General features: G+C 73.9%; 25 protein-coding genes and 1 tRNA gene. 4 read left to right on the top strand and 22 right to left on the bottom strand.

Going from position 1 to position 23,157, the window contains the following annotated elements; all coding sequences use genetic code 11:
* Positions 1-426 precede the first annotated feature (426 nt).
* The 12 genes from V6U82_RS23180 to V6U82_RS23125 all read right to left on the bottom strand — a co-directional run bounded on the left by V6U82_RS23180 (position 427) and on the right by V6U82_RS23125 (position 9,431).
* Positions 427-1,014, bottom strand: a complete 588-nt coding sequence (locus V6U82_RS23180; protein WP_334464477.1) for a MerR family transcriptional regulator — start codon at positions 1,012-1,014, stop codon at positions 427-429.
* A gap of 167 nt (positions 1,015-1,181) precedes the next feature.
* Positions 1,182-1,646: a bifunctional nuclease family protein gene (locus V6U82_RS23175; protein ID WP_088647333.1), complete on the bottom strand. Its 465-nt coding sequence runs from the start codon at positions 1,644-1,646 to the stop codon at positions 1,182-1,184.
* Between the two features lie 210 nt (positions 1,647-1,856).
* A complete protein-coding gene (gene ftsR, locus V6U82_RS23170; RefSeq protein ID WP_334464475.1) occupies positions 1,857-2,546 on the bottom strand; it encodes a transcriptional regulator FtsR in 690 nt (229 codons plus the stop codon).
* A 50-nt stretch (positions 2,547-2,596) separates the two neighbouring features.
* On the bottom strand, positions 2,597-3,049 hold the full coding sequence (odhI, locus tag V6U82_RS23165; RefSeq protein ID WP_007071101.1) for an oxoglutarate dehydrogenase inhibitor Odhl: 453 nt from the start codon (positions 3,047-3,049) through the stop codon (positions 2,597-2,599).
* Positions 3,050-3,265: 216 nt separating this feature from the next.
* Positions 3,266-3,646, bottom strand: coding sequence for a glycine cleavage system protein GcvH (gene gcvH / locus V6U82_RS23160; RefSeq protein ID WP_013286373.1), 381 nt, complete (start codon positions 3,644-3,646; stop codon positions 3,266-3,268).
* Between the two features lie 54 nt (positions 3,647-3,700).
* Positions 3,701-4,636, bottom strand: coding sequence for a DUF881 domain-containing protein (locus V6U82_RS23155; protein ID WP_334464447.1), 936 nt, complete (start codon positions 4,634-4,636; stop codon positions 3,701-3,703).
* A gap of 10 nt (positions 4,637-4,646) precedes the next feature.
* Complete coding sequence (locus tag V6U82_RS23150) at positions 4,647-4,979, bottom strand: small basic family protein (protein WP_091426880.1); 333 nt, start codon at positions 4,977-4,979, stop codon at positions 4,647-4,649.
* Positions 4,976-5,932 (bottom strand): DUF881 domain-containing protein, encoded by a 957-nt coding sequence (locus V6U82_RS23145; protein ID WP_128136774.1) that lies wholly within the window; start codon positions 5,930-5,932, stop codon positions 4,976-4,978. Before V6U82_RS23145 ends, V6U82_RS23150 begins: the two co-directional genes overlap by 4 nt.
* Positions 5,929-6,567, bottom strand: coding sequence for a CDP-alcohol phosphatidyltransferase family protein (locus V6U82_RS23140; protein ID WP_442933458.1), 639 nt, complete (start codon positions 6,565-6,567; stop codon positions 5,929-5,931). The genes V6U82_RS23145 and V6U82_RS23140 overlap by 4 nt, the downstream gene beginning before the upstream one ends.
* Positions 6,568-6,879: 312 nt before the next feature.
* Positions 6,880-7,350 (bottom strand): MarR family transcriptional regulator, encoded by a 471-nt coding sequence (locus V6U82_RS23135; RefSeq protein WP_128136772.1) that lies wholly within the window; start codon positions 7,348-7,350, stop codon positions 6,880-6,882.
* 48 nt (positions 7,351-7,398) lie between these two features.
* Positions 7,399-8,586, bottom strand: a complete 1,188-nt coding sequence (locus V6U82_RS23130; RefSeq protein ID WP_334464440.1) for a PP2C family protein-serine/threonine phosphatase — start codon at positions 8,584-8,586, stop codon at positions 7,399-7,401.
* A 98-nt stretch (positions 8,587-8,684) separates the two neighbouring features.
* Positions 8,685-9,431 (bottom strand): SAM-dependent methyltransferase, encoded by a 747-nt coding sequence (locus V6U82_RS23125; protein WP_334464438.1) that lies wholly within the window; start codon positions 9,429-9,431, stop codon positions 8,685-8,687.
* Positions 9,432-9,559: 128 nt separating this feature from the next.
* Here V6U82_RS23125 and V6U82_RS23120 point away from each other — a divergent pair, with 128 nt between their 5' ends.
* From V6U82_RS23120 to V6U82_RS23110, 3 genes are all read left to right on the top strand, one after another.
* Positions 9,560-10,405, top strand: coding sequence for a universal stress protein (locus tag V6U82_RS23120; protein ID WP_334464436.1), 846 nt, complete (start codon positions 9,560-9,562; stop codon positions 10,403-10,405).
* 93 nt (positions 10,406-10,498) lie between these two features.
* A complete protein-coding gene (locus V6U82_RS23115) occupies positions 10,499-10,708 on the top strand; it encodes a phosphatidylethanolamine-binding protein (protein WP_120569853.1) in 210 nt (69 codons plus the stop codon).
* Positions 10,705-11,178: a hypothetical protein gene (locus tag V6U82_RS23110; RefSeq protein WP_334464434.1), complete on the top strand. Its 474-nt coding sequence runs from the start codon at positions 10,705-10,707 to the stop codon at positions 11,176-11,178. The genes V6U82_RS23115 and V6U82_RS23110 overlap by 4 nt, the downstream gene beginning before the upstream one ends.
* Here V6U82_RS23110 and V6U82_RS23105 read toward each other — a convergent pair.
* On the bottom strand, positions 11,175-11,381 hold the full coding sequence (locus V6U82_RS23105; RefSeq protein ID WP_334464432.1) for a hypothetical protein: 207 nt from the start codon (positions 11,379-11,381) through the stop codon (positions 11,175-11,177). The genes V6U82_RS23110 and V6U82_RS23105 overlap by 4 nt on opposite strands.
* A gap of 128 nt (positions 11,382-11,509) precedes the next feature.
* Between V6U82_RS23105 and V6U82_RS23100 the strand changes: the two genes are divergently transcribed.
* Positions 11,510-12,166, top strand: a complete 657-nt coding sequence (locus V6U82_RS23100) for a hypothetical protein (protein ID WP_120569851.1) — start codon at positions 11,510-11,512, stop codon at positions 12,164-12,166.
* 9 nt (positions 12,167-12,175) lie between these two features.
* On the opposite strand, the gene V6U82_RS23095 is transcribed toward V6U82_RS23100, so the two are convergent.
* The 9 genes from V6U82_RS23095 to fdh all read right to left on the bottom strand — a co-directional run bounded on the left by V6U82_RS23095 (position 12,176) and on the right by fdh (position 22,748).
* Positions 12,176-12,358, bottom strand: a complete 183-nt coding sequence (locus tag V6U82_RS23095) for a hypothetical protein (RefSeq protein WP_128138538.1) — start codon at positions 12,356-12,358, stop codon at positions 12,176-12,178.
* A gap of 66 nt (positions 12,359-12,424) precedes the next feature.
* Positions 12,425-13,702, bottom strand: a complete 1,278-nt coding sequence (locus V6U82_RS23090) for a hemolysin family protein (RefSeq protein ID WP_334464431.1) — start codon at positions 13,700-13,702, stop codon at positions 12,425-12,427.
* Positions 13,702-13,899, bottom strand: a complete 198-nt coding sequence (locus tag V6U82_RS23085; protein ID WP_013286387.1) for a hypothetical protein — start codon at positions 13,897-13,899, stop codon at positions 13,702-13,704. Before V6U82_RS23085 ends, V6U82_RS23090 begins: the two co-directional genes overlap by 1 nt.
* Positions 13,900-13,944: 45 nt before the next feature.
* Complete coding sequence (selB, locus tag V6U82_RS23080; RefSeq protein ID WP_334464429.1) at positions 13,945-15,708, bottom strand: selenocysteine-specific translation elongation factor; 1,764 nt, start codon at positions 15,706-15,708, stop codon at positions 13,945-13,947.
* Positions 15,709-15,713: 5 nt separating this feature from the next.
* Positions 15,714-17,006, bottom strand: a complete 1,293-nt coding sequence (selA, locus tag V6U82_RS23075) for an L-seryl-tRNA(Sec) selenium transferase (protein ID WP_334464427.1) — start codon at positions 17,004-17,006, stop codon at positions 15,714-15,716.
* A 21-nt stretch (positions 17,007-17,027) separates the two neighbouring features.
* Positions 17,028-17,123: transfer RNA gene (locus V6U82_RS23070), tRNA-Sec, on the bottom strand.
* Positions 17,124-17,168: 45 nt separating this feature from the next.
* A complete protein-coding gene (gene nrfD / locus V6U82_RS23065; protein WP_334464425.1) occupies positions 17,169-18,392 on the bottom strand; it encodes an NrfD/PsrC family molybdoenzyme membrane anchor subunit in 1,224 nt (407 codons plus the stop codon).
* Positions 18,389-19,432 (bottom strand): 4Fe-4S dicluster domain-containing protein, encoded by a 1,044-nt coding sequence (locus V6U82_RS23060; protein WP_334464423.1) that lies wholly within the window; start codon positions 19,430-19,432, stop codon positions 18,389-18,391. The genes nrfD and V6U82_RS23060 overlap by 4 nt, the downstream gene beginning before the upstream one ends.
* Positions 19,425-22,748 carry a formate dehydrogenase gene (fdh, locus tag V6U82_RS23055; RefSeq protein WP_334464421.1) on the bottom strand — a complete coding sequence of 1,108 codons (3,324 nt, stop codon included), beginning with the start codon at positions 22,746-22,748 and terminating at the stop codon, positions 19,425-19,427. The genes V6U82_RS23060 and fdh overlap by 8 nt, the downstream gene beginning before the upstream one ends.
* Between the last annotated feature and the right edge of the window lie 409 nt (positions 22,749-23,157).

Raw genomic sequence — 23,157 nt, 5'->3', positions numbered from 1 at the left:
TTCCACCAGGGGTCCGCGGGCAGCGCCGCGGCAGGGGCCAGCCGTCCGGCGCGGCGTCACACAGCGTTCCGCCGTGACGTCGACACGCCGACGACCGGAACGGACCATAGCGCGCCCCCCACGACACTTCACGCCCGCCCTGTCCGGATCCCGAGAACTGTCAATCACGGACAGTCAACAACCCGGCCGGGGATGGTGGACTCACCGCAGCCATGCGCGCACACGACGTCAACCCGCCCGACGTACCGTCCTTTTCGGACATCACGCGCACACATGCCGTGACCTGCGCCGACTCTCACCCGGCCCGGTCCACACCGGCCACCCGCCCCAACCGGCAGGCGGAAACCACACCCCGTCACCAAAACACGAATCGCGCCGCACCCTTTTCGGGCGCGGCGCGATCCCGTCAACGAGACGCGACGCAGCTCACCCGGCCCGGCGCCGCGCCCGGCGAGCCGCCAGCTCGTCACCCACCGACTCCGCCTCCGGCTCCACCGCCGGCACGGCCGGCTCCTGCCCACCCACCGGCTCCGCCGGCAGATGCGACAACGAACCCTGGATCTCCTTGAACGCGCCACCGATCGCGATGCCGAACACCCCCTGGCCGCCCTGCAACAGGTCGACCACCTCCTCCGGCGACCGGCACTCGTACACGGTCGTCCCGTCGGAGATCAACGTGATGCCCGCGAGATCGTCCACCCCACGCGACCGCAACGCCTCGATCGCCTTACGGATGTTCTGCAACGACACCCCGGCGTCCAGCAGCCGCTTCACGACCTTCAACACCACCAGGTCGCGGAACGAGTACAACCGCGACGTCCCCGAACCCGACGCGTCACGCACACTCGGCACCACCAACGCCGTACGCGCCCAGTAGTCCAACTGCCGGTAACTGATCCCCACCGCCGAACACGCGGTCACACCCCGGTAACCGACCTCGCCGTCACCGGCCGGATCGGCCCCCACACCCGCCAGCTGTTCCGCACCCGGACCAGGATCCCGCGGCTCGTGCATCCGGACCAACCTCCCCGCGCCCGTGGCGGTGCCGCGCCGACTCCCCGTACGCGCACCCCTCGACACGGCAACCCTAACGCCGCCCCCCGGACTTCACCCGCAGGAGACACCGCGACACGCCGCGCCGGCCACCACCGCGCCGACCCCGGCCACCCGGCCGGAACACCTCAACCCGCGAAGTCCTCCGGACGCACCTGCTCCAGGAACTCCCGGAACTTCTCCACCTCGTCCTCCTGCTCGTCCGGGATCACGATCCCCGCCTCGCTGAGGACCTGCTCCGCACAACGAATCGGAGCACCCACCCGCAACGCCAACGCGATGGAGTCACTCGGCCGCGCCGACACCCGCACACCGTCACCGAGGAGCAGATCCGCGTAGAACACGTTCTCCTTCAACTCGGTGATCTCCACCGCCCGCAACGGCGCCTGCAACGCCGCCAGCACATCCCGCAGAAGATCATGCGTCAACGGCCGGGCCGGCTTGACCCCCTGCTGCTCGTAAGCGATCGCCGTCGCCTCGACCGCACCGATCCAGATCGGCAGATAGCGGTCCCCCTCGACCTCCCGCAGCAGGACGATCGGCTGGTTGCTGGGCAACTCCACCCGAACTCCGACCACGCTCAGCTCGCGCACCGCCGCCTCCGTGTCGTCGTCACCTTGCACCGCGCCCTTCCCTGCACGGTACACGGACCAGGACACGGGAGTCCCACGCGCTACGTGCACCACGCCTCGCCGGACGGGCATACCCCGGCAAGCCTACGACACGCTCCACCGACCAGATCTTTCCGCGCCCACCCACGACGAAGGGCCGGGCGCACACCGCACCCGGCCCCTCCAACGACCTCACCGGCCCAACGTCGACCGCAGCAACGCCGCGTGCAACCGCTGCGACAACGCCACCAGCTCCCGCGCCGTCTCCGCCGCCCGAGCCCGCGCCGCCGGATCACTCTGCCGCGCCAATGGCGCCACCAACTGCGCGAACAACCCGACCTCACGATCCGCAGACGACCGGTACGCCCGCAGATGCCGCGGCTCCAGCCCGTACGCCGCCAGCCCCGCCACCGCACTCGCGATGATCAACGCATCCGCGTCGTACCACCCCGGCGGATCCGACACCAGCACACCCAGCCGCTCCAACTCCGCGAGCGTCGACTCGTCCACACCACTACGAGCGATCAGACCCGCCCGGTCCAGCCGCACCTCCGACGACTCGGCCGACTCCGCCGGCTCCCGGCCCGGAACCTCACCACCCGGACCCACAGCCACCAGATTCGGCCGCCCCCGCCCCGGCGACGGACCAGACCCGTCCCACCGGGCCAACTGCTCCCGGATCACCCGCAACGGCAGGTACTGATCCCGCTGCGCGGTCAACACGAACCGCAACCGCGCCACGTCGTCCCAGCCGTACTTCCGATAACCCGCCGGCGTCCGCTGCGGCTCCACCAGGCCCTCGGCCTCCAGAAACCGCAACTTCGAGATCGTGACGTCCGGGAACTCCGGCCGCAACTGCGCCAGCACCTCGCCGATACTCATCAGCGCAGGCGCCCGCGCCGCCCCGGACGGCGTCGAAGCCGCAGGCTCGTTCACCCCCGGCCGGCCTCCTCCTCCGGGCGCGGACCGGCGATGAACACCACCCGGAACTTGCCGATCTGCACCTCGTCACCGTTGCTCAACGTCGCCGCCTCGACCCGCTCACGATTCACGTACGTGCCGTTCAGGCTGCCCACATCCCGCACCGTGAACGTCCCACCGTCACGGTGGAACTCCGCGTGCCGACGCGACACCGTCACGTCGTCCAGGAAGATGTCACTGTCCGGGTGCCGCCCACTCGTCGTCACATCGTGGTCCAACAGGAACCGGGCACCCGCGTTCGGACCCCGGCGAACCACCAGCAACGCCATACCCGGCGGCAACGAGCCGGACATGCGGCTCGGCACCACATCGGTGTCCGGCCCCTCCAGCACTTCGTCGAGCGAACCGAGATTGAGCGTCGAAGTGACGTCGAGCGGGGGGAACTCGTCGTCTGGGCGCGTCATGGGACCACCTCACGGATCTGTTCGGTCGGCGTCAGGGAATGGCGGGTCTGGCCGCCGGGCAACACCACACCCGGCGGCTGGCTCCCCGTGCCCGGGAAGGCGCATTCCGCAACGCTCAAACTATTGGTTCTCGGTCGACTGGGCGAGCCTAGCCAGCGCCGAAATGCAGGGCAACCGGACGCGCGGAACCTCGCCGCCGCCCGGAACAGCACGAACTCAGCTCTCGGTGAGCTCGCGGTACGCATCGGCGGTCAGCAGACCCTCGACCGCCGCCGGATCGTCCGGAGTGATCTCCACCAACCACCCCGCACCGTACGGATCCGTGTTGATCACCTCAGGGGTGTCGGCCAACGCCTCGTTGCGCGCCGCCACCGTGCCACTCAACGGCGCGTAGATCTCCGACACGCTCTTCGTCGACTCGATCTCGCCCAGCGACTCACCCGCCGCCACCACCGCACCAGGCTCCGGCAGCTGCACGAACACGATGTCACCCAGGGCGTCCTGCGCGAAGTGCGTGATACCGACGCGGACGACACCACCGTCACCACCGACCACCCACTCGTGCTCGGCGGTGTACCGCAGATCCTCAGGAATCACCAACTGCGTCCTTCGTCATCGGTGCACCGGAGAAACCGGCGCGGCCGCGACCGGTCACGAGACCGGCCGGGCGTGGTCCAGCTTGATCGGCGCGTGCAGCTGCGAAACCTCCACAACCTCACGATCCTCGGAGGTCACGTTACCGCCGCCGTCCCGCACCGATGCGACCACCCCGCCGGGAATGTTCAACGCCGTACGCATCGTCGCCGGATCACCGATCACCATGATCGTGAACGGACCCGTCAACCGCCGCCCGTCCACCACCAGCGCACCGTCCGGCCCGTCCACGAAATACGTCGACGCGATCACCCGCGCCGCCGTACCGTCCGCGCCCTGGATCTGCATCGCCTCCGCGCCCGCACCCCGCAGCTCCTGCACCGCATCCAGGATCCGCGCCGACGACACCGCCTTCGCCGGCCCCGAGAACCGCACCTCAAGACCCGGACCCACCGCCGGCAACGTACCCGCCAGGATGCCCAGCTCGTCCGCCCGCCGCGTCGCCTCCTCCAGCGCCGCCTGCCGGCCCTGCTCACCCGACCGCAGCTGCCGCTGGCTCTCCTCCAGCAACTCGATCTCCTGACGCAGCCGCCGCTCCCGCGAATCCAGATCCGACGAGATCCGCACCAGGTCCTCCTCCCGCGTCGCCGCGAGCGTCGGATCCGTCGACGTCGTCTTGAACTGCACCACCAGCGTGAAACCCAGCAACGCCAGCAACACCGCGATCATCGCGCCCGCCGACGAGAACCGCCGCGCCGCCGACGGCACCCCGGCACCGGCCGCCGCACCCGGCTCCGGCTCGGACTCCGGCACCGCCTCCCGCTCCGCGGGCTCCGCCTCGTCCGGCACCGGCTCCACCGGCGCCAACGGGCTCAACTCGTCCGGATCGGGCGCGTCCGGGCGCGGATCCGGCTCACCCGCCGGACCCGACGGCCGCGCCGGCTCCCCCGGCCGCGGCCACCCGGTACCCGTCTCCCTGTGTTCCTCACTCATCGCCACAAACCTACGCCCGGAACAGGTGCCGGCGGATCGCCGCCACATTTCCGAAGATGCGCACCCCGAGCACGACCACCACACCAGTGGACAACTGACCGCCCACGCCCAACTGGTCACCCAGGTACACGATCAGAGCCGCCACCAGCACGTTCGAGATGAACGACACCACGAACTGCTTGTCGTCGAAGATCCGGTCCAGCTTCGCCCGCACCCCACCGAACACCGCGTCCAACGCGGCCACCACCGCGATCGGCAGATACGGCTGCAACGCCGCCGGCACCGTGGGGTCCAGATACACCCCGAGCACCACACCGGCGAGCAACGCCAGCACCGCGATCATCGGCCACCTCCCGAGGGGCTGGAAGAACCACCCGGGCCGGACGACCCGGGACTCGACGAACCGGCACCACCCGAACCAGACGGGCGCGCACTCGGACTCACCGACGGCTCGGCGTAGCGTAGCCGCGGCTGCGGCGCCGCCGGCAAGGTGAGGTCCTCGACCCGCTTCACCCCGAACGACAGACCCGTCGTCCGCGCCACCTCACGCATCAACGCCGCCGCCCGGCTCTCGTCGAACCGGTCCCGCATCGACCTCGGCCCGATCGCCTGCACCTCGTACGGACCCGTCACCGGCCGGTAGTCCACCAGAATCGCCTCACCCGCCGACCGGATCGTCGACGTCGCCGTCAACCGCTGGCCGTTCACCGCCACCGCCTCGGCGCCCGCCGCCCACAACGCGTTCGCGACCTTCTGCAGATCCGAGTACAGCACCCGGGACGGGCCCGCGTCCCCGCCGGTCACCCCGTCCTGGTCCGCCGCCGCGTCGGCCAGCCGCACCACCACGCCGTCCCCACGCACCCGGGCCAGGCCGGTCCCCGCCTCCAACGTGCGCAACCGGGACGCCTGCGAACCGCTCAACGTCGCGTCCCGCTGCCGGCCGACCTCCTCACGCAACTGCTCGGCGCGCTCGGTCAACCGGTCGGTCTCCGCCTCCCGCCCCTTGATCTCGGCGACCAGGCCGGCCCGCGCCGTCGCGCGGCTCGGCTCCTCCGCCACCGTCTCCCGGTACGCCACCGCGAACAGGAAACCGATCAGCGTCAGCACCAGCAGGCTCACCGGCCGGCCCAGCACCTGCCGCACCCGCGACATCGAGCCCGTCGCCCGGCGCGCCGCCGCGTCCCCGTACCCCGGGTCCAGCGGATTGCGGAACAGCTCGGTCAGGAAGTCCGGCGCGTACACCCGGTTCGACGGGTCGTGCTCCTTCTGCCCGTCCCGCGGCGGCGACGTGGTCATGCCGCCGCCTCGGTACGCCGCGCCCGCATGGCCCGCACGAGGCGGCCGGCCTGCACCACGTACATCGCGCCGGCGACCCAGTAGAGGACCAGGCCCCACCAGGCCAGTCCCCAGCCGATCGCGCCGGCGGCGGTGCCGGCGTCCGGCACCGCGTCGGCGAGCAGCAGGATCGGGAACGCCGCCAGCAGCAGGAACGTCGCGGTCTTGCCCACGTAGTGCACCGGCGGCGGGCCGTAGCCGTAGCGGCGCAGCACCCCGAGGGACACCAGCAGCAGCAGTTCCCGGGCCAGCAGCGCGCCGGTGAACTGCCAGGGCACCACCTCGCGGGCGGTGAACGCGAGCAGCGTGGCGAGGATGTAGAGGCGGTCGGCCAGCGGGTCGAGCAGTTCCCCGAGCCGGCTCACCTGGCCCAGGCGGCGGGCGATCCAGCCGTCCACCCAGTCGCTGGTGCCGCCGACCGCGAGCACCGCGATGGCGGCTACGTCGGCCCGGACCACGAGGAACAGGTAGAGGAAGATCGGCACGCCGACGAGCCGGACGAAGCTGATCAGGTTGGGCAGCGTGAGGACGCGGTCTCCCACGACCGTGGCGGTCCCGGAATCCGGTTGCTCCGCTGGAGTCGGCCGACGCGACACCGAACCCTCCCTTCGCAGCACGGTCCGGCAGCCGGACGAGCGGCCGCTGGAGGGACGTGCGCGTTGCCGGCCGGTCAGACGCCGGCGCCCTCTGTGATCCCGGGCTGGGACCTCCCCGACGCGGCCCGCCCTCGTCGTGATCACGGGCCGCTCAGTTGCGCTGCCACTATATCGGGCTCGCCGTCGTCCCCCGGGTGCCCGCTGCGTCGTTGGTCAGTGGTGTCACGGTGGTGACCGTCACAACCGCTAGCGCATCCTAGGACACTAGTCGAGCGGTGGGCAGCGGAGCGGACGCATGCGTCGAAGTGCGGGTCAGGCGGTACGGGCGGTCGAGTCCGACCCGGCCTGCGGAGCGGTCGCCGTCGCCGCCTGACTGAACGCGACCAGCGCCAGCAGCAACTCGTGCTGCACCCGGCTGGGCATCCGGTCGAGCACGGCCTGCACCGCCCGGTGCCGTCTCTCCTGGAGGTCGCGCAGCAGCGTCTCCGCCGCCGCGGTCGGGATCAGCCGCACCTCCCGCCGGTCGCGCGGGTCGGCCACCCGGCGCAGCAGGCCGACCGCCTCGAGGCGGTCGCAGAGCCGGCTCGCCGAGGACGGGACAACGTCCAGCAACTCGGCCAGCCGGTTCACGTTGGTGTCCGGATGCGACACGATCAGCGACAGCACCCGCAGCTGGGTCGGCGAGACGCTGACGGTGTGCCGGGACGTCGCGGAGTCGAGCACACCGATGAGCGCCTCCGCAGCCGATTCGATGGCCGCGGCAAGATTCGGAGGTCGCTCCACTCGCTGTCCCCTGCGATCGTCCCGCTCGTGTTCGCTCCGCCGCTCCGGTCACTGCTCCGTCACGTCGTCGGACCGGCTGGAGCGGCGCCAGTCCAGGCAGACGACGACCGCGTCGTCACGGAGATCCGCGTCGGCATGGTACGCATGCAGTTCGCGCATCACCGTACCAACTGCCTCGGTCGCCGGCTGCAGCCGAGTCGACCGCATCGCGCGCGCCATCGCCCGGACGCCGTACGGCTCCTGCTCGTCGGGCTCCGCGGCGTACACCCCGTCGCTGACGACGAAGAGGCGGTCGCCCGGCTCCAGAGTGAACTCCTGCACGTCGTAGCGCGTCTCGGCGAACATGCCCAGCGGCAGTTGCTGCTCCAGCGCGATCGGCGTGACGCGGCCACCGCGCAGCCGCAGCAGTTGCGGTGAGCCGGCGTCCACCGCCCGCATCACGCCCCGCCGGCTGTCCAGCTCCAGCAGCAGCGTGGCCACGTGCCGGCTGCCCCGGTGCTGGTAGTAGATGGTGTCCGAGGCCAGCTCCGCCTGCTCCACCAGGCTGCCGCCGGAACGCCTGGCGTTGCGCATGGCGTTCACAGTCATCGCCGTGAGCATCGACGCGGACAGCCCGCTGCCGGTGCCGTTGAGCACGGTGAGGGTGAGCCGGTCGCCGTCCACCGACCAGTCGAAGTGGTCACCGCCCACCGTGTACGCCGGTTCGAGCTGGCCGGCGAGCAGCGCGTCACCGAGCCGTACGCTGCGCCCCGGTAGCAGGTCCCACTGCATCTCGGCGGCCATGCTGAGCCGCTCCCGCCGCCGGGCGCGCCGGTACCGGTCGGTCTCCCGGTCGGCGGCCCGGATCGCCACGGCCAGCTCTCCGGCGGCGTCCCGGGCGGCCTCCACAGTGGCCGCGTCCGGGTCGCCGGGCAGCTCCACCATCAGCACGCCGAGCCGCTCCCCCCACACCGACAGCGGCAGGTAGGCGCGGCAGCGGCCGTCCTCGACGACGTCCAGCACCGGCTCCTGGCTGCTGAAACAGCGCTGCGCGACGGTGCGGGCCAGCAGCGGGCCGTCGTCGGGCACGTCCGGGTCGAGCACCGGCCAGAGTCCGCTGGCGCGGTAGTCGGCGACGAACACCTCCGCCCGCGCGGCCCCGAGCGTCTGGCGCAGCACCGCGTCCGCGGTTTCCGCCAGCTGGTCGGGTGGCGCCGTGCGCAGGGCACGCGACACCGATCCGGACGCCTCCGGCATGCTCATCCTCCGATGACGACTATTGCTACAGGGCAAACATCATACGAAGGCCGCCCGACGGCGAACGCCCCGCCTCGGCCGGGCGTGACGGAACCGGCTCAGCCGGCCGGGCGGAACGCCAGCGCGCCGTGGAACGCGTCCGGCACCGGCTCGGGCTCGCCCGCCGGCCGCCACCGCGCCACCGGCACGATGCCGTCGTCGGTCGGCTGCCAGCGGCCCAGCAGCGGCGCGAACCGCTCGGGCGCCCGCATCCGGAACGCCGGGCCCATCATGGCCAGCGCCTCGGGGTGCCCGGCCAGCTCCTCGGTGTCGAAGTCGATCGCCAGCCGGCTGCCCGGCGCCACCGCCCGGTACAACTCGTCGAGCGTACGGGCGAGCGTGTCGTCGTCCAGGAACGCCGCCAGCCCGAGGAAGACAACGCCCACCGGCCGTCTCCCCCACCCCGGCACGAACCGGTGCAACTGCGCCCGGTCGACGGTCCCGATGTCGGTGGCGTCGCCGTAGCCGTACCCGGCCCGGTCGCTGCCGGCCAGCAGGCTCCGGCCCAGCCGGACCGTCTCCGGGTCCACGTCGGTGTAGAGCACCGTCGCCTCCGGCGCGACCTCGTGCACGTTGCCGCAGGTGGGCACGCCCGCGCCGAAGACCAGGAAACCGTCGATCCCGTCGGCCGCCATGGCCTGCACGGTGCGGCCGAGGAAACCGCGCAGCGACCGGAAGATCGCCGCGCAGGGCCCGTACGCCCCCTCGAACGCGGCGGCCGCGGCGACGTCCACCGGGCGGTGGTGCCGGCCGCCGAGCCAGTAGTCGATCATGCGGGCGGTGCTTGGTCCGTCCGGCTGATCCATCGACGGGGCTCCCTCCCCTGGGCGCTGCACGCCAGCGTACCCACCGGGCGACCCCGGCGGTATCGCCCCGGGCCGCCCACCCGGGCCGCGATACTGGCCGCGGGAGCGCCGGCCACGAGGAGGTACTGGTGAACTCGGCGAACGGGGCCGCGGTGGTGGTCGGGGTGGACGGCTCCGAACCCGCGACGCGGGCGGTGCGCCTGGCGGCCCGGGAGGCGCGGCGGCGCAACCGCCCGCTGCGGGTCGTGCACGGCTTCATCTGGCCGCTGCTGCGCGTACCGGTCTCCGCGCCGGCCGGGTCGCCACCCGGCGCCGGGCTGCGCAACCAGGCCGAGCAGCTGGTGGCCGACGCGGTCGCGGCGGCCGAGGCGGAGTCGCCCGGGCTGCGCATCACCGGCGAGATCATCGACGGGGAGGCCGCGGCGGTGCTGGTCGGCGAGTCCCCCACCGCCGCGGTGATCGTGCTCGGCGACCGGGGCCTGGGCGGGTTCACCGCGCTCGTGGTCGGGTCGGTGGCGGTGCAGGTCGTCTCGTACGCCGACTGCCCGGTGCTGATCGCGCGCGGCACCGCCCGCGCGGACGGCCCGGTCGTGGCCGGCGTGGACGGCTCCACGCTGTCGCGCGCCGCCGTCGAGTTCGCCGCCGAGACCGCGTCCGCGCGTGGTGCCCCGCTGCACGTGGTACACGCCCGTCCGGCCCCGCGCGGGCGGGACGACGGGGCCGAGGAGGACGAGCGGGTGCTCACCGAGGCGCTGGCCGGGGTCGGCGAACGGTGGCCGGACCTGCCGGTGCACGCCGAGGCGGTACGCGCCAAGCCGGTCCCGGCGCTGACCACGGCGTCGGCCGGGGCCCAGCTGGTCGTGGTGGGCCGGCAGGGCCGGGGCGAGCTGGGCGGGCTGCTGCTCGGCTCGGTGAGCCAGGGGATCCTGCACCGCTCCGCCTGCCCGGTCGGGGTGGTCCGCGCCCCGGACTGAGCGGCGACCCGCGCCCCCGGCCGAGCGACGGTTGGTCCCGGCCCGGGCGGGTAGACGCCTACGTCAGCCGACAGCGATCCGGAGGAGGCAGAGATGCCAGGACCACGGCCGGGCAGCAACGCGTACGACAAGCAGCGGGCACGCCTTCGCGACCTCGTCGAGCAGTCCGGGCGGGCGGCCGACAAGGAGGCGAACCAGGTCGCCAACCGGATCCTGCAGGACGACCGGGGGCAACGTGGTGTGGTCCGGGGCGAACGGACCTACGGCCCCAAGGGCAACCGGGAACCGGGTGACCCGAAGTGAGGACGGCAGCGGTTGTCGACGGCGCCATCGCGGGCGCCGTCGGCAGCGCCGTCCTCAACGCGGTCTCCTACCTGGACATGGTGTTGCGGGCCCGGCCGGCCAGCAGCACCCCGGAGTCGGTGGCCGGACGGCTGGCCGACGTCGCCCACGTCGACCTGGGCCAGGACCAGCAGGCGGCGAACCGCCGCTCCGGTCTGGGGCCGTTCCTGGGGTACGCCACCGGCATCGCCGCCGGGGCCGCGTTCGGCGTCCTCGCCGCGCACCGGCGGATTCCGTTGCCGCTGGCCACGCTGCTGCTCGGCGGCGGCGTGATGGCCACCTCCGACGGCTCGATGACGCTGCTCGGCGTGACCGACCCGCGTACCTGGCGGCGCAGCGACTGGGTCTCCGACCTGATCCCGCACCTGGCGTACGGGCTGTCGGCCGCAGCCACCTGGCGGCGGCTGCGGCCGACGTCGGCTCGCGGTTAGCTGTCGCTCTCGTCGTCGGCAACCGGCTCACCGGCCGGGCCGTACGGCGACACCTGTCCCTTGGGGACGGGCCGTCCCGCGTCGCCGTTCGACGTGCCACGGCCTCGTGAACGGCCGCCCGCCGTGACGGCCGTCTTGCGGCTGTCCTGGCTGGTGGCGCCGAGGTCGTTCCGGCGCAGTTCCTCCTGCTGCGGCTTGACCACGGGTCTCTCCTTCCCGGTGGGAGCGCACGGCGGTCGACCGCGCACCCGACCCGCGTACCCGTCGCCGCCCGGCGCATTCCGGATCGGCCCGGGGGTCTGGCCGGGGCCGGGGCGGGTAAGCCGGACGGATGCCAGACGATCGCAACGTCGCCCGCGCCCTGCTGGACCGGCAGTCCCGCACGTACGCGGAGGAGGCCGGCATCGCCCTCGCGGACCGGCCCGGCCCGCTCTACCAGTTGCTGGTGCTGACCACGCTGCTGAGCACCCGGATCCGGGCCTCGGTGGCGGTGGCCGCCGCCCGGGAACTGTTCGCCGCCGGCTACCGCACCCCGCAGGCGATGGAGGCGGCGAGCTGGCAGGACCGGGTCGACGCGCTGGGCCGGGGCCACTACCGGCGCTACGACGAGCGGACCGCCACCATGCTCGGCACCGGCGCCCGGCTCTGCCTGGACCGCTGGCACGGCGACCTGCGCCGGCTGCACAAGGAGGCCGGCTCCGAACCGGCCGTGCTGCGCCGGCTGCTCACCGAGTTCCCCGGCATCGGCCCCACCGGTGCGGACATCTTCCTGCGGGAGGCGCAGTCGGTGTGGCCGGACGTGCGCCCGTACGCCGACCGGCGCACGCTCGCCGGGGCGCGGCGGCTGGGCCTGCCGGCGAGCCCGGGCGCCCTGGTCGGGCTGGTCGGCGAGGCCGACTTCGGCCGGCTCGCGTCGGCGCTGGTGCGGGTGGCCCTGGGCGAGGAGTCGGCGGGCGAGGTGAGCCGCAGCGCCGCGACCGCACACTGAGCCGGGCGGCTACTTCGCCGGGCCGGGCTTGGTCAGGTTCCAGGCCAGCAGCGAGGCGAGCAGCGCCAGCAGCACCACGCCGCCGGAGACGCCGCCCTCCCCGCCGCTGTCGCGGCTTCCGGCGAAGCCGAAGTAGATCACGGCCAGTCCGGCCAGCACGGTGACGAACGTTCGCAGTCCTCGGTCCTTCACGCCCGCACCGTACGACCGGCGGCGCGGGCCGGGCCGGGGATCGGGCGGCTGTCCCCCGTCCGGGTGTCAGTCCGGCGTGCGGCCCACAGCGGGGCCGCGCAGCCGGACCCGGCGGATCGCCCGTCCCGCCACCTCGACCACCTCGACGGTGAGGCCGGGCAGCCGGACCCGCTCCCCCGGCCCCTCGGGCAGCCGGCCCAGGCCGGCCAGCACCAGCCCGGCCACCGTGGTGTACTCGCGCGACAGCGGGAACGTCACGCGCACGCCCACGTCGGGCAGGTCGTGCAGCGGGAAGTCACCGGGCAGCAGCAGCGCCCCGTCGGGCTCCCGGACGGCGCGGTGCACGTCCCGGTCGGTCTCGTCGTACAGCTCGCCGACGACCTCCTCGAGCAGGTCCTCCATGGTGACCAGGCCGTCCACGCCGCCGTACTCGTCGACCACCAGGGCGAGCTGCTCGTGCCGCTGGCGCAGCTGCCGCATCGCGTCGGCCACCGGCAGCGTGCCGGGCAGCAGCACCGGCGGGCGGGCCCGGTCGCCGGTGCGCGTCCCGTCGGCGTCCACCAGGTCGCGGATGTGCACGGTCCCGCACACGTCGTCGAGCCCGCCGGGGCCGATCACCGGCGCCCGGGACCGGCCGGTGGCCGCCAGCCGGCGCATGGCCTCGGCCGCGGGCATGTCGGCGGGCAACGTGGTCACGTCGCGGCGCGCGACGAGGACCTCCCGCAGCGTACGGCCGGCGATGTCGAACGCCCCGGCGAGGATCTCCCGCTGCTGGGCGGACAGGCCCCGCTGGCTGACCAGCATCTCCCGCAGCTCCTCCTCGGTCACCTCCTGCCGGCTGGCGCGCGGGTCTCCGCCGGCGAGCCGGACCAGCAGGTCGGTGGAGCGGCCGAGCAGCCACACCGCCGGCCGGGACAGCCGGGCCAGCAGGTCCAGCGGCGCGGCGCTGATCAGCGCCCACCGTTCCGCCGTCTGCATGGCCAGCCGCTTGGGTGCCAGCTCCCCCACCACGAGCGTGAGGAACGTCAGCAGCAGCGTCACCAGGAACACCGCCACCGGGCGGGCGGCCCCGCCGAGGAAACCGAGCGGGCCGACCAGCGGCTCGGCGAGCGTCACCGCGGCGGCGGCCGAGGCGAGGAACCCGGCGAGCGTGATACCGAGCTGGATGGTGGCCAGATAGCGGTTCGGTTCGCGGGTGAGGCGGCTCAGCCGCGCGCCGGCCCGCCCGGACCGCGCCAGCCGCCGCAACTGCCCCTCCCGCAGGCTCACCAGCGCCATCTCGCTGCCGGACAGGGCGGCGTTGACCAGGATCAGCACCAGCACCAGCGCGACCTGCGCGCCCATCAGTCGGTCTCCAGGTCGTCCAGCGAGATCGCGTGGGTCATCAGCCAGCGGGCCAGCGCGGCCATCCCGAACAGCCACAGCGGCGCCGACTCGGTGGGGCCGTTCGTGGCGAAGATGGCGAAGCGCAGGTCCGGTGCCCGGTACGCCTCGATCCGCCACTTGTGGTTCTTGTCCCGCCAGACCGCGGAAGGGTCCATGGCGTCACGGTAGGTGACCGGGACGGGCGGGCGACGCCGGTTGGCTCAGCCCGGCGGGCGGACCACCTCGCGGGCGTCGTCGGGCAGCCGCCGGGTGGCGCCGCGCCGGTCCAGCAGTTCCAGCAGCGGCACCGCCACCCGGCGGGTGGTGCCGAGCGCCTGGCGGGCGGCGCTGAGCGTGAACGGCTGCGGCAGCCCGGCGAGCACGCGCACCGCGTCGTCGGGTGCGCCGGGCAGCAGCACCACGTTCTCGGCCAGCTTCAGCAGCGCGCCGGCCCGCACCGCGGCACCGATCTCGCGGGGACCGAGCCCGAGGTCGGCCAGGTGGTGCGCCTCGGGGGCCTGGAACGGGCGGTCGCCGTACTCGGCCCGGACCCGGTCCACCGCCCGGGCGACCGGGTCCGGCAGCGTCCCCTGCGGTGCGGCGGTGACCAGTCCGTCGCGCAGCCGCAGCGGCGGGCGCAGCAGCGCCGTGACCAGGGCGCGGTCGGGCAGGTCGAGCCGGTGGCGCAGCACGTCGACGGGTACGCCCGCGGCGAGCGGATGCCCGGCGGCGTACCGGGTCACCTCCTCGGTGAGGCGGCGGCCCAGGTCCCGCCAGTGCTCCGGGTCGGCCAGCCATTGCCCGGCCACCGGCGCCGCGGTCGGCGGCACGCCCATCCGGGTCAGGTCGCCGGCCCGGACGAGCCGTCGCCGGCGCAGCTCCCCGGCCAGGTCCGGCCGCCCGTCCAGGCCGGCCAGCACCGCCGCGCGGGCGGCCGCCGCGCCCCGGCGGCGCAGCGGCGGCGGGTCCACGTCCAGCACCGTCACGCCGCCCGCGACGTGGTGCCGGCCGGGGTCGCGCAGTAACGCCCGGTCCCCGATCAGCAGCGGCAGCGGGCGGGCCAGGCGCAGCCGTACCGTGTCCGGACCCAGCGGCCGGACCCGGGCGGGCACCGCCGCCGAGCCCACGTGCAGCGTGAGCGTGGCCGGCAGGTCGGCGGCCGGATCGCCGGACAGCCGCACGTCGAGCAGGTCGGTACGCCCGAACCGGCCGGGCGTGAGCAGCGCGTCGCCGCGCCCGACCCGGTCCCGGGACAGCCCGCGCAGGTTCACCGCGACCCGGGCCACGGCCTCGACCTCGGCATGCGCGACGCCGAGCGAGTGCAGTCCGCGTACCCGCACCGCCTCGCCGGTGGCGGCCAGCTCCAGTTCGTCGCCGACGCGCAGCCGGCCGGCGCCGAGCGTGCCGGTGACCACGGTGCCGCTGCCGCGCACGGTGAACGCCCGGTCCACCCAGAGCCGCACCGGCGCGTCCCGGGCCGGGTCGGGCAGCCGGGCGGTGAGCCGGTCCAGTGCGGCGCGCAGCTCGGGCAGCCCGGCGCCGGTGACCGCGGAGACCGGAACCGCCTCCACCTCGCCGAGCGACGTCGCGGCGATCTCCGCGCGGGCGCGCGCCGTCGCCGGTCCGGGATCGGCCAGGTCCGCGCGGGTGACCGCCAGCAGCCCGTACGACACACCCAGCGCGTCCAGCGCGGCCAGGTGCTCGGCGGACTGCGGCATCCAGCCCTCGTCGGCGGCCACGACGATCAGCGCGGCCGGGACCGGGCCGACACCGGCGAGCATGTTCGGCACGAACCGCTCGTGCCCCGGTACGTCGACGAAGGCGATCGTGCCGCCCGAGGGCAGTGCGGTCCAGGCGAAGCCGAGGTCGATGGTCATGCCGCGGCGGCGTTCCTCCGCCCACCGGTCCGGTTCCATCCCGGTCAGCGCCCGCACCAGCGTGGACTTGCCGTGGTCGACGTGCCCGGCGGTCGCCACCACCCACATGCCGGTCAGTCCCCCACGCTCAGCACGGCCGCGCGGACCCGGTCGTCGGCGTCCTCCGGCACGGCGCGCAGGTCCAGCAGGAGCCGGCCGCGCAGCACCCGGCCGAGGACCGCCGGGTCGCCGGTGCGCAGCGGCTCGGCGTACCGCTCGGGCAGGCTCAGCGCCCACGAGTCCAGTTCCACGCCGGGGCCACCGCCGCCGCCGACGACCGCGACACTCGGCACCACCTCGGCCTTGCAGCCGTCCTCACCGAGCCGGTCACGTAGCCGTTCCAGCCGTTCCCGCAGCCGGGCCGGGTCGGCGTGCAGCGCGTCCCGGGTGGGCGTGGTCGGCGCGTACAGGGTGGCGGCGAGCGCGGCGAGGGTGAGCTTGTCGACCCGCAGCGCCCGCGCCAGGGGGTGGCGGCGCAGCCGCTGCACCAGGTCGGCGTCGCCGAGCAGCAGACCGGCCTGCGGGCCGCCGAGCAGCTTGTCGCCGCTGGCGGTGACCAGGTGCGCGCCCGCGCGCAGCGTGGTGGCCGCGTCCGGCTCGGCCGGCAGCAGCGGATCGGGCTCGAGCAGGCCCGACCCGATGTCGGCCACCACCGGTACGCCGAGCGTGGCCAGCTCGGCCACCGGCACCGCCGAGGTGAAGCCGATGACCACGAAGTTCGACGGGTGCACCTTCAGCACGAAGCCGGTGTGCTCGCCGATCGCGGCTTCGTAGTCGGCGCGCGTGGTGCGGTTGGTGGTGCCCACCTCGCGCAGCCGCGCGCCGGTGCTGGCCAGCAGGTCGGGCAGGCGGAACCCGTCGCCGATCTCGACCAGCTCACCGCGGCTGACCACGATCTCCCGGCCCGCGGCCAGCGCGGTCGCGGCCAGCACCAGCGCGGCGGCACCGTTGTTCACCACGTGCACCGCCCCGGCGTCGGGCACGGCCGCTCCGAGCGCGTCGAGCGCCTCCCGGCCGCGCCGGGCCCGCCGCCCGGTCCGCAGGTCCAGCTCCACGTCGGTGTGCCCGGCGGCGGCGACGAGCGCGTCCACGGCGGACGGGGCGAGCGGGGCGCGGCCCAGGTTGGTGTGCAGCACGACGCCCGTGGCGTTGAGCACCGCACGTGGCGTACGGCCGGGCAGGTCGGCCAGTGCCGCGTCGCGTACCCGATCGGGGGTCAGCTCGCCGCGGCGGGCGCGGTCCTGGGCGCGGACGATCGCGGCCTTGACCCGGTCGCGGCCGAGCGTGCCGGCGGCGGCGGCCAGCGCTGCATCGGCGAGCAGCGCGTCGGTGCGCGGCACCCGCCGTCGCGGGTCGACCTCACGCATCGCGCACTCCCGGGAACGGTTTGGCGGAGACGGACGGGAATCGAACCCGCCTGGCCCGGATCCCGGACCACACCGGTTTTGAAGACCGGGAGGGGCACCAGCCGCCTGAACGCCTCCACGCAGCAGTCAACCACAGCGGACGGAAGGCCGCCCGGGGAGGTGTCAGTCCTGGTCGGCTGCCCGCCGGTCGGCGCGTTCGCGCTGCGGCACCACCGTGTACCGCGGATCGCGCGCCGAGGCGACCCCGCCGTGGAAGATGCCGAACCGGGTGCACACCGACGCGGCGATCAGCGCGCCGCCGGAGAGCGCGGACAGCACGCGGCTGCGCCGGCCGACCAGCGCGCCGGCCACACCGGCGGCGGTCAGAGCCCGGCCGGCGCGCAGCAGCTTCCCGGGCGTGCCCTGCGTGTAGGGCTCGCTGAGCAGGCCGAGCCGGTTCTCCACCCGGTGCGAGCCCCACAGCTCCATCGTCGCGCCCGCGACGGCGAGGCGCCGCGCCGGGCCGGCCTGCGCGCAGGGCGCGGCCAGCAGCCCGACGCCGGCGCCGCTGGCCAGCGCGCTGCCCGCGAAGATGGCCGGCAGTTCCGGGTACGCCTCGTGCCACGACGGGACCGCCGTGTCCGCCAGCAGCACCCCGGTGTACGTGGCGAGCGCCGGCGCGGTGACGGCGGCGACCAGCCCGGCGGCGTGCCCGGCCGGGGGCAGCAGCCGGCGGCCGAGCCCCAGCACGCCGCGTTCGGGCAGCAGCGGGGCCGCCTCGGCGACCGCGGCGACCCCGGCGGCCGGGCCGAACACGCTGAGGATCCACGTGCCCACCGACATCGGCGAGGTCACCTTCGCCACCCGCAGCATGTGGTGGAAGCGGGACGGCCGGCCCAGGTCGTTGACCAGGAAGTACGTGCTGGCGCCGACACCCGCGAGCGCGCCGATCCGGCCGGCGCGGCGCAGCGCGGGACGGCCGGTGAGCTGCCCGCCCGCGGCGAGCAGCGACGAGCCGGCGGCGAGACCGCCGGTGAACAGGTACGCGGCGATGTCCCACCGCCACACCGGCGGCTTGAGCATGGGCCGGCCGTAGTAGGAGCTGAACTCGGCCGGCGGGACGTTCAACTGCTCCCCGCCGCCCTTGCCGCCCCTGCGCCGGCGCGGGGATGCGTCGCGGGGCGGGTGCGGGGCCAGGCCGGCGTCGCGGGAACCCGCGTCGGTGCGGCCCACGCCGGGACCGGCCGCGGTGGCGCGGCTGCCGTTCTCCCGCTCGGTGGCGGCGCCGTTGCCGCGTTCAGCGGCGGCGCCGTTGCCGCGTTCAGCAGCGGTGCCGATGCCGCGTTCCGCGGACAGGCGCTCGCGGAAACGGCGGAACAGGTCACCGACCGGGCGGTCCGGGCTCACGACGATCCTCCGACGAACGCGGCGACGGCAGCCGCCGCCATGGCCAGCGCGGCCAGCCCGGCCCGCTTCCACATCTTCGGCAGGTCCCGGGTGGTGACCACCGGGTCCGGCGGCAACCCGTACACCTCCGGCTCGTCCAGCAGCAGGAAGAACGCGCCGTCGCCGCCGACACCGTCGGTCGGGTCGTGGCCGTACAGCCGCGCCTCCGGCACGCCGCGCTCGTGCAGCGCGGTGACCCGCCGGGCGGCGCGTTCCCGCAGCTCGTCGAGCGGGCCGTACTGGATCGACTCGGTCGGGCACGCCTGCGCGCAGGCGGGCGTCATGCCCGCCCCCATCCGGTCGTAGCACAGCGTGCACTTCCACGCCCGGCCGTCGCCCTTGCGCTGGTCGATCACGCCGTACGGGCAGGCGGAGATGCAGTAGCCGCAGCCGTTGCAGATGTCCTCCTGCACCACCACGGTGCCGAACTCGGTGCGGAACAGCGAACCGGTCGGGCACACGTCCAGGCAGGCCGCGTGCGTGCAGTGCTTGCACACGTCGGACATCATCAGCCAGCGGAAGTCGGTGCGGGACTCCGCGCCGGTGCCCCGCCCGGGCGGCTGGGCGCCGGGCATGCCGAGGAACTCCGGCCCGGCGGCCATCCGCGCCGCCGCCTCCGGCCGCCCCGGCGGCAGGCCCGGGTTCGTACCGGTGTCGGGTGCCGTGCCCGCGCCGACCGACGCCGACGCGGGGCTGATCGCCGGGCCGGTCGGGTCGCCGGCGAACGGCGCCGTGCGGTGCCCGGCCGGGCGGGGCTGCTCGATGAACGCGACGTGCCGCCACGAGTTCGCGGTGAGCGCGCCGGTGTTGTCGTACGACATGCCGAGCAGGTCGAAACCCGAGTCGGGGACGCCGTTCCACTCCTTGCAGGCCACTTCGCACGCCTTGCAGCCGATGCACACGCTGGTGTCGGTGAAGAAACCCATCCGGGGCGGCGCGGAGACCCAGCCCGCGTCCGGGGCCGGGTCCAGCGGCCCGTACAGGCTGTTGGCGTCAGGCATCCCGATCCCCGTCCTGGTGCGCGGCGGCCGACTGCTCGTCGGTGCTGCCGGCGGCGTCGTCCCCGCCGGCCGCGTCGGTGGTCACCACCGGCACCTTGCGGTCCGGCGTCATCCCGGCCCGCCGCTGGTAGTCGCCGACCAGGTCGAGCAGCGGCGGGCCGGTGGGCCGCCGCCCGGGCCGGATGTCGCAGGTGCCGACCTTGCTCTCCTGGATGAGGACGTTCGGGTCCAGCGTGATGCCGAACAGGTCGTTCGCCGAGTCGCCGGTGACGAGCCCTTCGGTGCCGAAGTGGTACGGCAGCCATACCTGGTGGATGATCCGGCCGTCCACCCGCAGCGGGGTGAGCCGGTCGGTGACCAGCACCCGCGCCTCGATCACCGCCCGGCCGCTGATCAGGTGCGCCCAGCCCAGGTGTGCCAGCCCGACCTCGCCGGCCAGTTCCGGGGACACCTCGACGAACATCTCCGGTTGCAGCTCGGCCAGGCGCGGCACGGTACGGCTCATCCCACCGGCGGTGTGGTGCTCGGTGAGGCGGCTGACCGTGAACACGTACGGGAAGACCTGGCTGTGCGGCTCCGGCGGACTCGGGTTCATCCGGTTGATCGGGTGCTCGTAGATCTTGCGGGTGGGGTTGGCCTGCTGACCGTAGAGCGGGTTGCGCATCGGCGACTCGGCCGGCTCGTAGTGCGTCGGCAGCGGGCCGTCGAGGACGCCGCTCGGCGCGTACAGCCACGCCTTGCCGTCGCCCTGCATGACGAACGGGTCGTCACCGGCGAGCGCGGCCGGCCCGGAGGCGCCCTCGGGCGGCCGGTACGACGGCGGCTTCGTCTTCTCGAAGTCCGGCACGTCGTACCCGGTCCACTCGCCGGCGTCCGGATCCCACCAGACGTACTTCTTGCGCTCGCTCCACGGCCGGCCGTCGGGGTCGGCGGAGGCGCGGTTGTAGAGCGTGCGCCGGTTCGCCGGCCACGCCCAGCCCCACTCGGCCGCCACCCAGTCCTGCTCGTGCCGGGACCGGCGGCGGGCCGCCTGGTTCACCCCGCCGGCGTAGACGCCGGAGTAGATCCAGCAGCCGATCGCCGTGGAGCCGTCGTCGCGGGCCTCGCCGAACGCGTCGAGCGGGCGGCCGGTGGCCACCTCGTACCCGTTGATCTCCTTGAGCACCGCCTCGGCGCTCGGCTCGGCGTGCGGACCGTGCGTGGGGTAGTCCCAGGCCAGGTCCAGCAGCGCGCGGTCGCGGAGCTCGGTGGAGGTGGCCAGCTTCTCCCGCAGCACCCGGCCGAGGTGGTAGAAGAACCACAGCTCGGAGCGGGCGTCGCCCGGCGGGTCGACGGCCTTCTCCCGCCACTGCAACAGCCGCTGGGTCTGGGTGAACGTGCCCTCCTTCTCCACGTGCGAGGCCGCGGGCAGGAAGAACACCTCGGTGCGGCACTCCTCGGGCACGATCTCGCCGGTGGCGACCTCCGGGCTGTTCTTCCAGAACGTGGCGCTCTCGATCATGAACAGGTCGCGGACCACGAGCCAGTCCAGGTTGGCCATGCCGAGGCGCTGGGCCCGGCCGTGCGCCGAGCCGACCGCCGGGTTCTGGCCGAGCAGGAAGTAGCCCTTCACCCTGCCGTCGATCATGTTCAGGACCTGCTGGTAGGTGCCGTGGTCGCCGGTCATCCGGGGCATGTACCCGTAGCAGAAGTCGTTCTCCGGCGTCGCCGCGTCACCCCAGTACGCCTTGAGCAGGCTCGCCGCGAAGGCCCGCGAGTCGCCCCAGAAGCCCTTCTGGCCCGGATGCCGGATGCTGTCGACCCACTCGTCGAACGTCGGGTGGTCGGCGTGGTGCGGCATCGGCAGATAGCCGGGCAGCAGGTTGAACAGCGTCGGGATGTCGGTGGAGCCCTGGATGCTGGCGTGTCCGCGCAGCGCCAGGATGCCACCGCCCGGCCGGCCCATGTTGCCCAGCAGCGTCTGGATGATCGAGCCGGTGCGGATGTACTGCACGCCGACGCTGTGCTGCGTCCAGCCGACCGAGTAGACGAGCGCGCCGGTGCGCTCCCGGCCCGAGTTCTCCGTCCAGGCCCGCGCCAGTTCGAGGAACTTCTCCTCCGGGATGCCGCACACGCGGGCCACCATCTCCGGGGTGTAGCGGGCGAAGTGGCGCTTCAGGATCTGGTAGACGCAGCGGGGGTGCTGCAACGTCTCGTCCCGAGGTGCCTGCGGCGGTACCGGCTCGCCGTGCGACTCGTGTTCCAGCCCGGAGGCCGAGTCGCGTTCCTTGCCGGTGCCGCGGATCTTGGCGTTGTCCTCCTGGCCCTCGTACTGCCAGCTCGCGTGGTCGTACGAGCCGGTGTCCGGGTTGTAGCCGGAGAACAAGCCGTCCAGGTCCTCGGTGTCGGCGAACCGCTCGCTGACGATGTTGGCCGCGTTGGTGTACGCCAGCACGTACTCCCGGAAGTCGAGCTCGTTCTCCAGGATGTAGCGCACCACGCCGCCGAGCAGCGCGATGTCGGTGCCCGCCCGGATCGGCAGGTACGTGTCGGCGAGCGCGCTGGTACGCGTGAACCGCGGGTCGACGTGGAAGACCTTCGCGCCGCGCTTCTTCGCCTCCATCACCCACTGGAAGCCCACCGGGTGGGCCTCGGCCATGTTCGAGCCCTGGATGACGATGACGTCAGCGTTGGCGAGGTCCTGCTGGAAGTCCGTGGCGCCGCCGCGACCGAAACTGGTCCCCAGACCGGGGACGGTGGCGGAGTGTCAAATACGGGCCTGGTTCTCGATCTGGAGTGCCCCCATCGCGGTGAACAGCTTCTTGATGAGGTAGTTCTCCTCGTTGTCCAGCGTCGCGCCACCGAGGCTGGAGATGCCCAGCGTCCGGTTCAGCGGGCGGCCCTCGTCGTCGACGTCCTCCCAGGTCTCCGCGCGGGCGGCGAGGATCCGGTCGGCGATCATGTCGAGCGCGACGTCGAGGTCCAGGTCCTCCCACTCGGTCGCGTACGGCCGGCGGTAGCGGACCTTGGTCTGGCGCAGCGGGCTGGTCACCAGGCTCTTGCTGGCCGAGCCCTTCGGGCAGAGCCGGCCGCGCGAGATCGGGCTGTCCGGGTCGCCCTCGATCTGGGTGACCTTGCCGTCGGAGTGGAAGACGCGTTGCCCGCAGCCGACCGCGCAGTACGGGCAGACCGAGCGGGCCATGCCGTCGGCGGTCTCGGTGCGGGGAGCCAACTCGGCGGACCGCGCCGACTGGGCGGCGGCGCCGCGACCGAGCGGGTCGGTGCCGGTGAGTTGCCGGTAGACCGGCCACCCCTGGATGAACGTCTTGAACCCCATCCGCGCACCCCCCTCTCCGTCGAGAACGGCTCTCACCTCTCCCTTCTCACCCTAGGCCAGGCGTCGGAGGCGTGCGACTCGAGCCCACAGACAGAGCCGCCCCGGCCGGATGGCCGGGGCGGCTCTGGGCGTCGGTGTGCATGTCGCCTCTCGGCGAGTGGCGCGACGCGGCTCCAGCCGAACGGTATTCCGCGAAGGCAATTTAGGTGAGGCCCGGGGACACTGGACACACCGACGCTCTGCACAACGGTACCGGGGTCACGGTTCTTCCGCTCGTTCGTCGTGACCCCGGTCACCGCCGGGTCAGCTGTTCCAGTGCTCGGCCACCAGGTCGGCGGCCTGCTGCTCCCACTGGGCGTAGTGGTCGGGGTAGGCGGACACCTGGACGGTCTGGGCGGCGACGGTCAGC

Source organism: Micromonospora sp. CPCC 205554 (assembly GCF_036902745.1).
Taxonomy (GTDB): Bacteria; Actinomycetota; Actinomycetes; order Mycobacteriales; family Micromonosporaceae; genus Micromonospora; species Micromonospora tulbaghiae.
The sequence above is the reverse complement of the archived record's forward strand: the minus strand, read 5'-3'. Positions and strand labels throughout refer to the sequence as shown.

Bases quoted from the DNA above. Each gene is read 5' to 3' on its own strand.
- ftsR (WP_334464475.1), bottom strand. From the start codon at position 2,546: ATGAGTATCGGCGAGGTGCTGGCGCAGTTGCGGCCGGAGTTCCCGGAC.
- selA (WP_334464427.1), bottom strand. From the start codon at position 17,006: ATGCGTGAGGTCGACCCGCGACGGCGGGTGCCGCGCACCGACGCGCTG.
- odhI (WP_007071101.1), bottom strand. From the start codon at position 3,049: ATGACGCGCCCAGACGACGAGTTCCCCCCGCTCGACGTCACTTCGACG.
- V6U82_RS23085 (WP_013286387.1), bottom strand. From the start codon at position 13,899: ATGGACCCTTCCGCGGTCTGGCGGGACAAGAACCACAAGTGGCGGATC.
- V6U82_RS23180 (WP_334464477.1), bottom strand. From the start codon at position 1,014: ATGCACGAGCCGCGGGATCCTGGTCCGGGTGCGGAACAGCTGGCGGGT.
- V6U82_RS23130 (WP_334464440.1), bottom strand. From the start codon at position 8,586: ATGCCGGAGGCGTCCGGATCGGTGTCGCGTGCCCTGCGCACGGCGCCA.
- selB (WP_334464429.1), bottom strand. From the start codon at position 15,708: ATGTGGGTGGTGGCGACCGCCGGGCACGTCGACCACGGCAAGTCCACG.
- V6U82_RS23090 (WP_334464431.1), bottom strand. From the start codon at position 13,702: ATGGGCGCGCAGGTCGCGCTGGTGCTGGTGCTGATCCTGGTCAACGCC.
- V6U82_RS23060 (WP_334464423.1), bottom strand. From the start codon at position 19,432: ATGCCTGACGCCAACAGCCTGTACGGGCCGCTGGACCCGGCCCCGGAC.
- V6U82_RS23145 (WP_128136774.1), bottom strand. From the start codon at position 5,932: ATGACCACGTCGCCGCCGCGGGACGGGCAGAAGGAGCACGACCCGTCG.
- V6U82_RS23100 (WP_120569851.1), top strand. From the start codon at position 11,510: ATGCCAGACGATCGCAACGTCGCCCGCGCCCTGCTGGACCGGCAGTCC.
- V6U82_RS23115 (WP_120569853.1), top strand. From the start codon at position 10,499: ATGCCAGGACCACGGCCGGGCAGCAACGCGTACGACAAGCAGCGGGCA.
- V6U82_RS23155 (WP_334464447.1), bottom strand. From the start codon at position 4,636: ATGAGTGAGGAACACAGGGAGACGGGTACCGGGTGGCCGCGGCCGGGG.
- V6U82_RS23125 (WP_334464438.1), bottom strand. From the start codon at position 9,431: ATGGATCAGCCGGACGGACCAAGCACCGCCCGCATGATCGACTACTGG.
- V6U82_RS23150 (WP_091426880.1), bottom strand. From the start codon at position 4,979: ATGATCGCGGTGCTGGCGTTGCTCGCCGGTGTGGTGCTCGGGGTGTAT.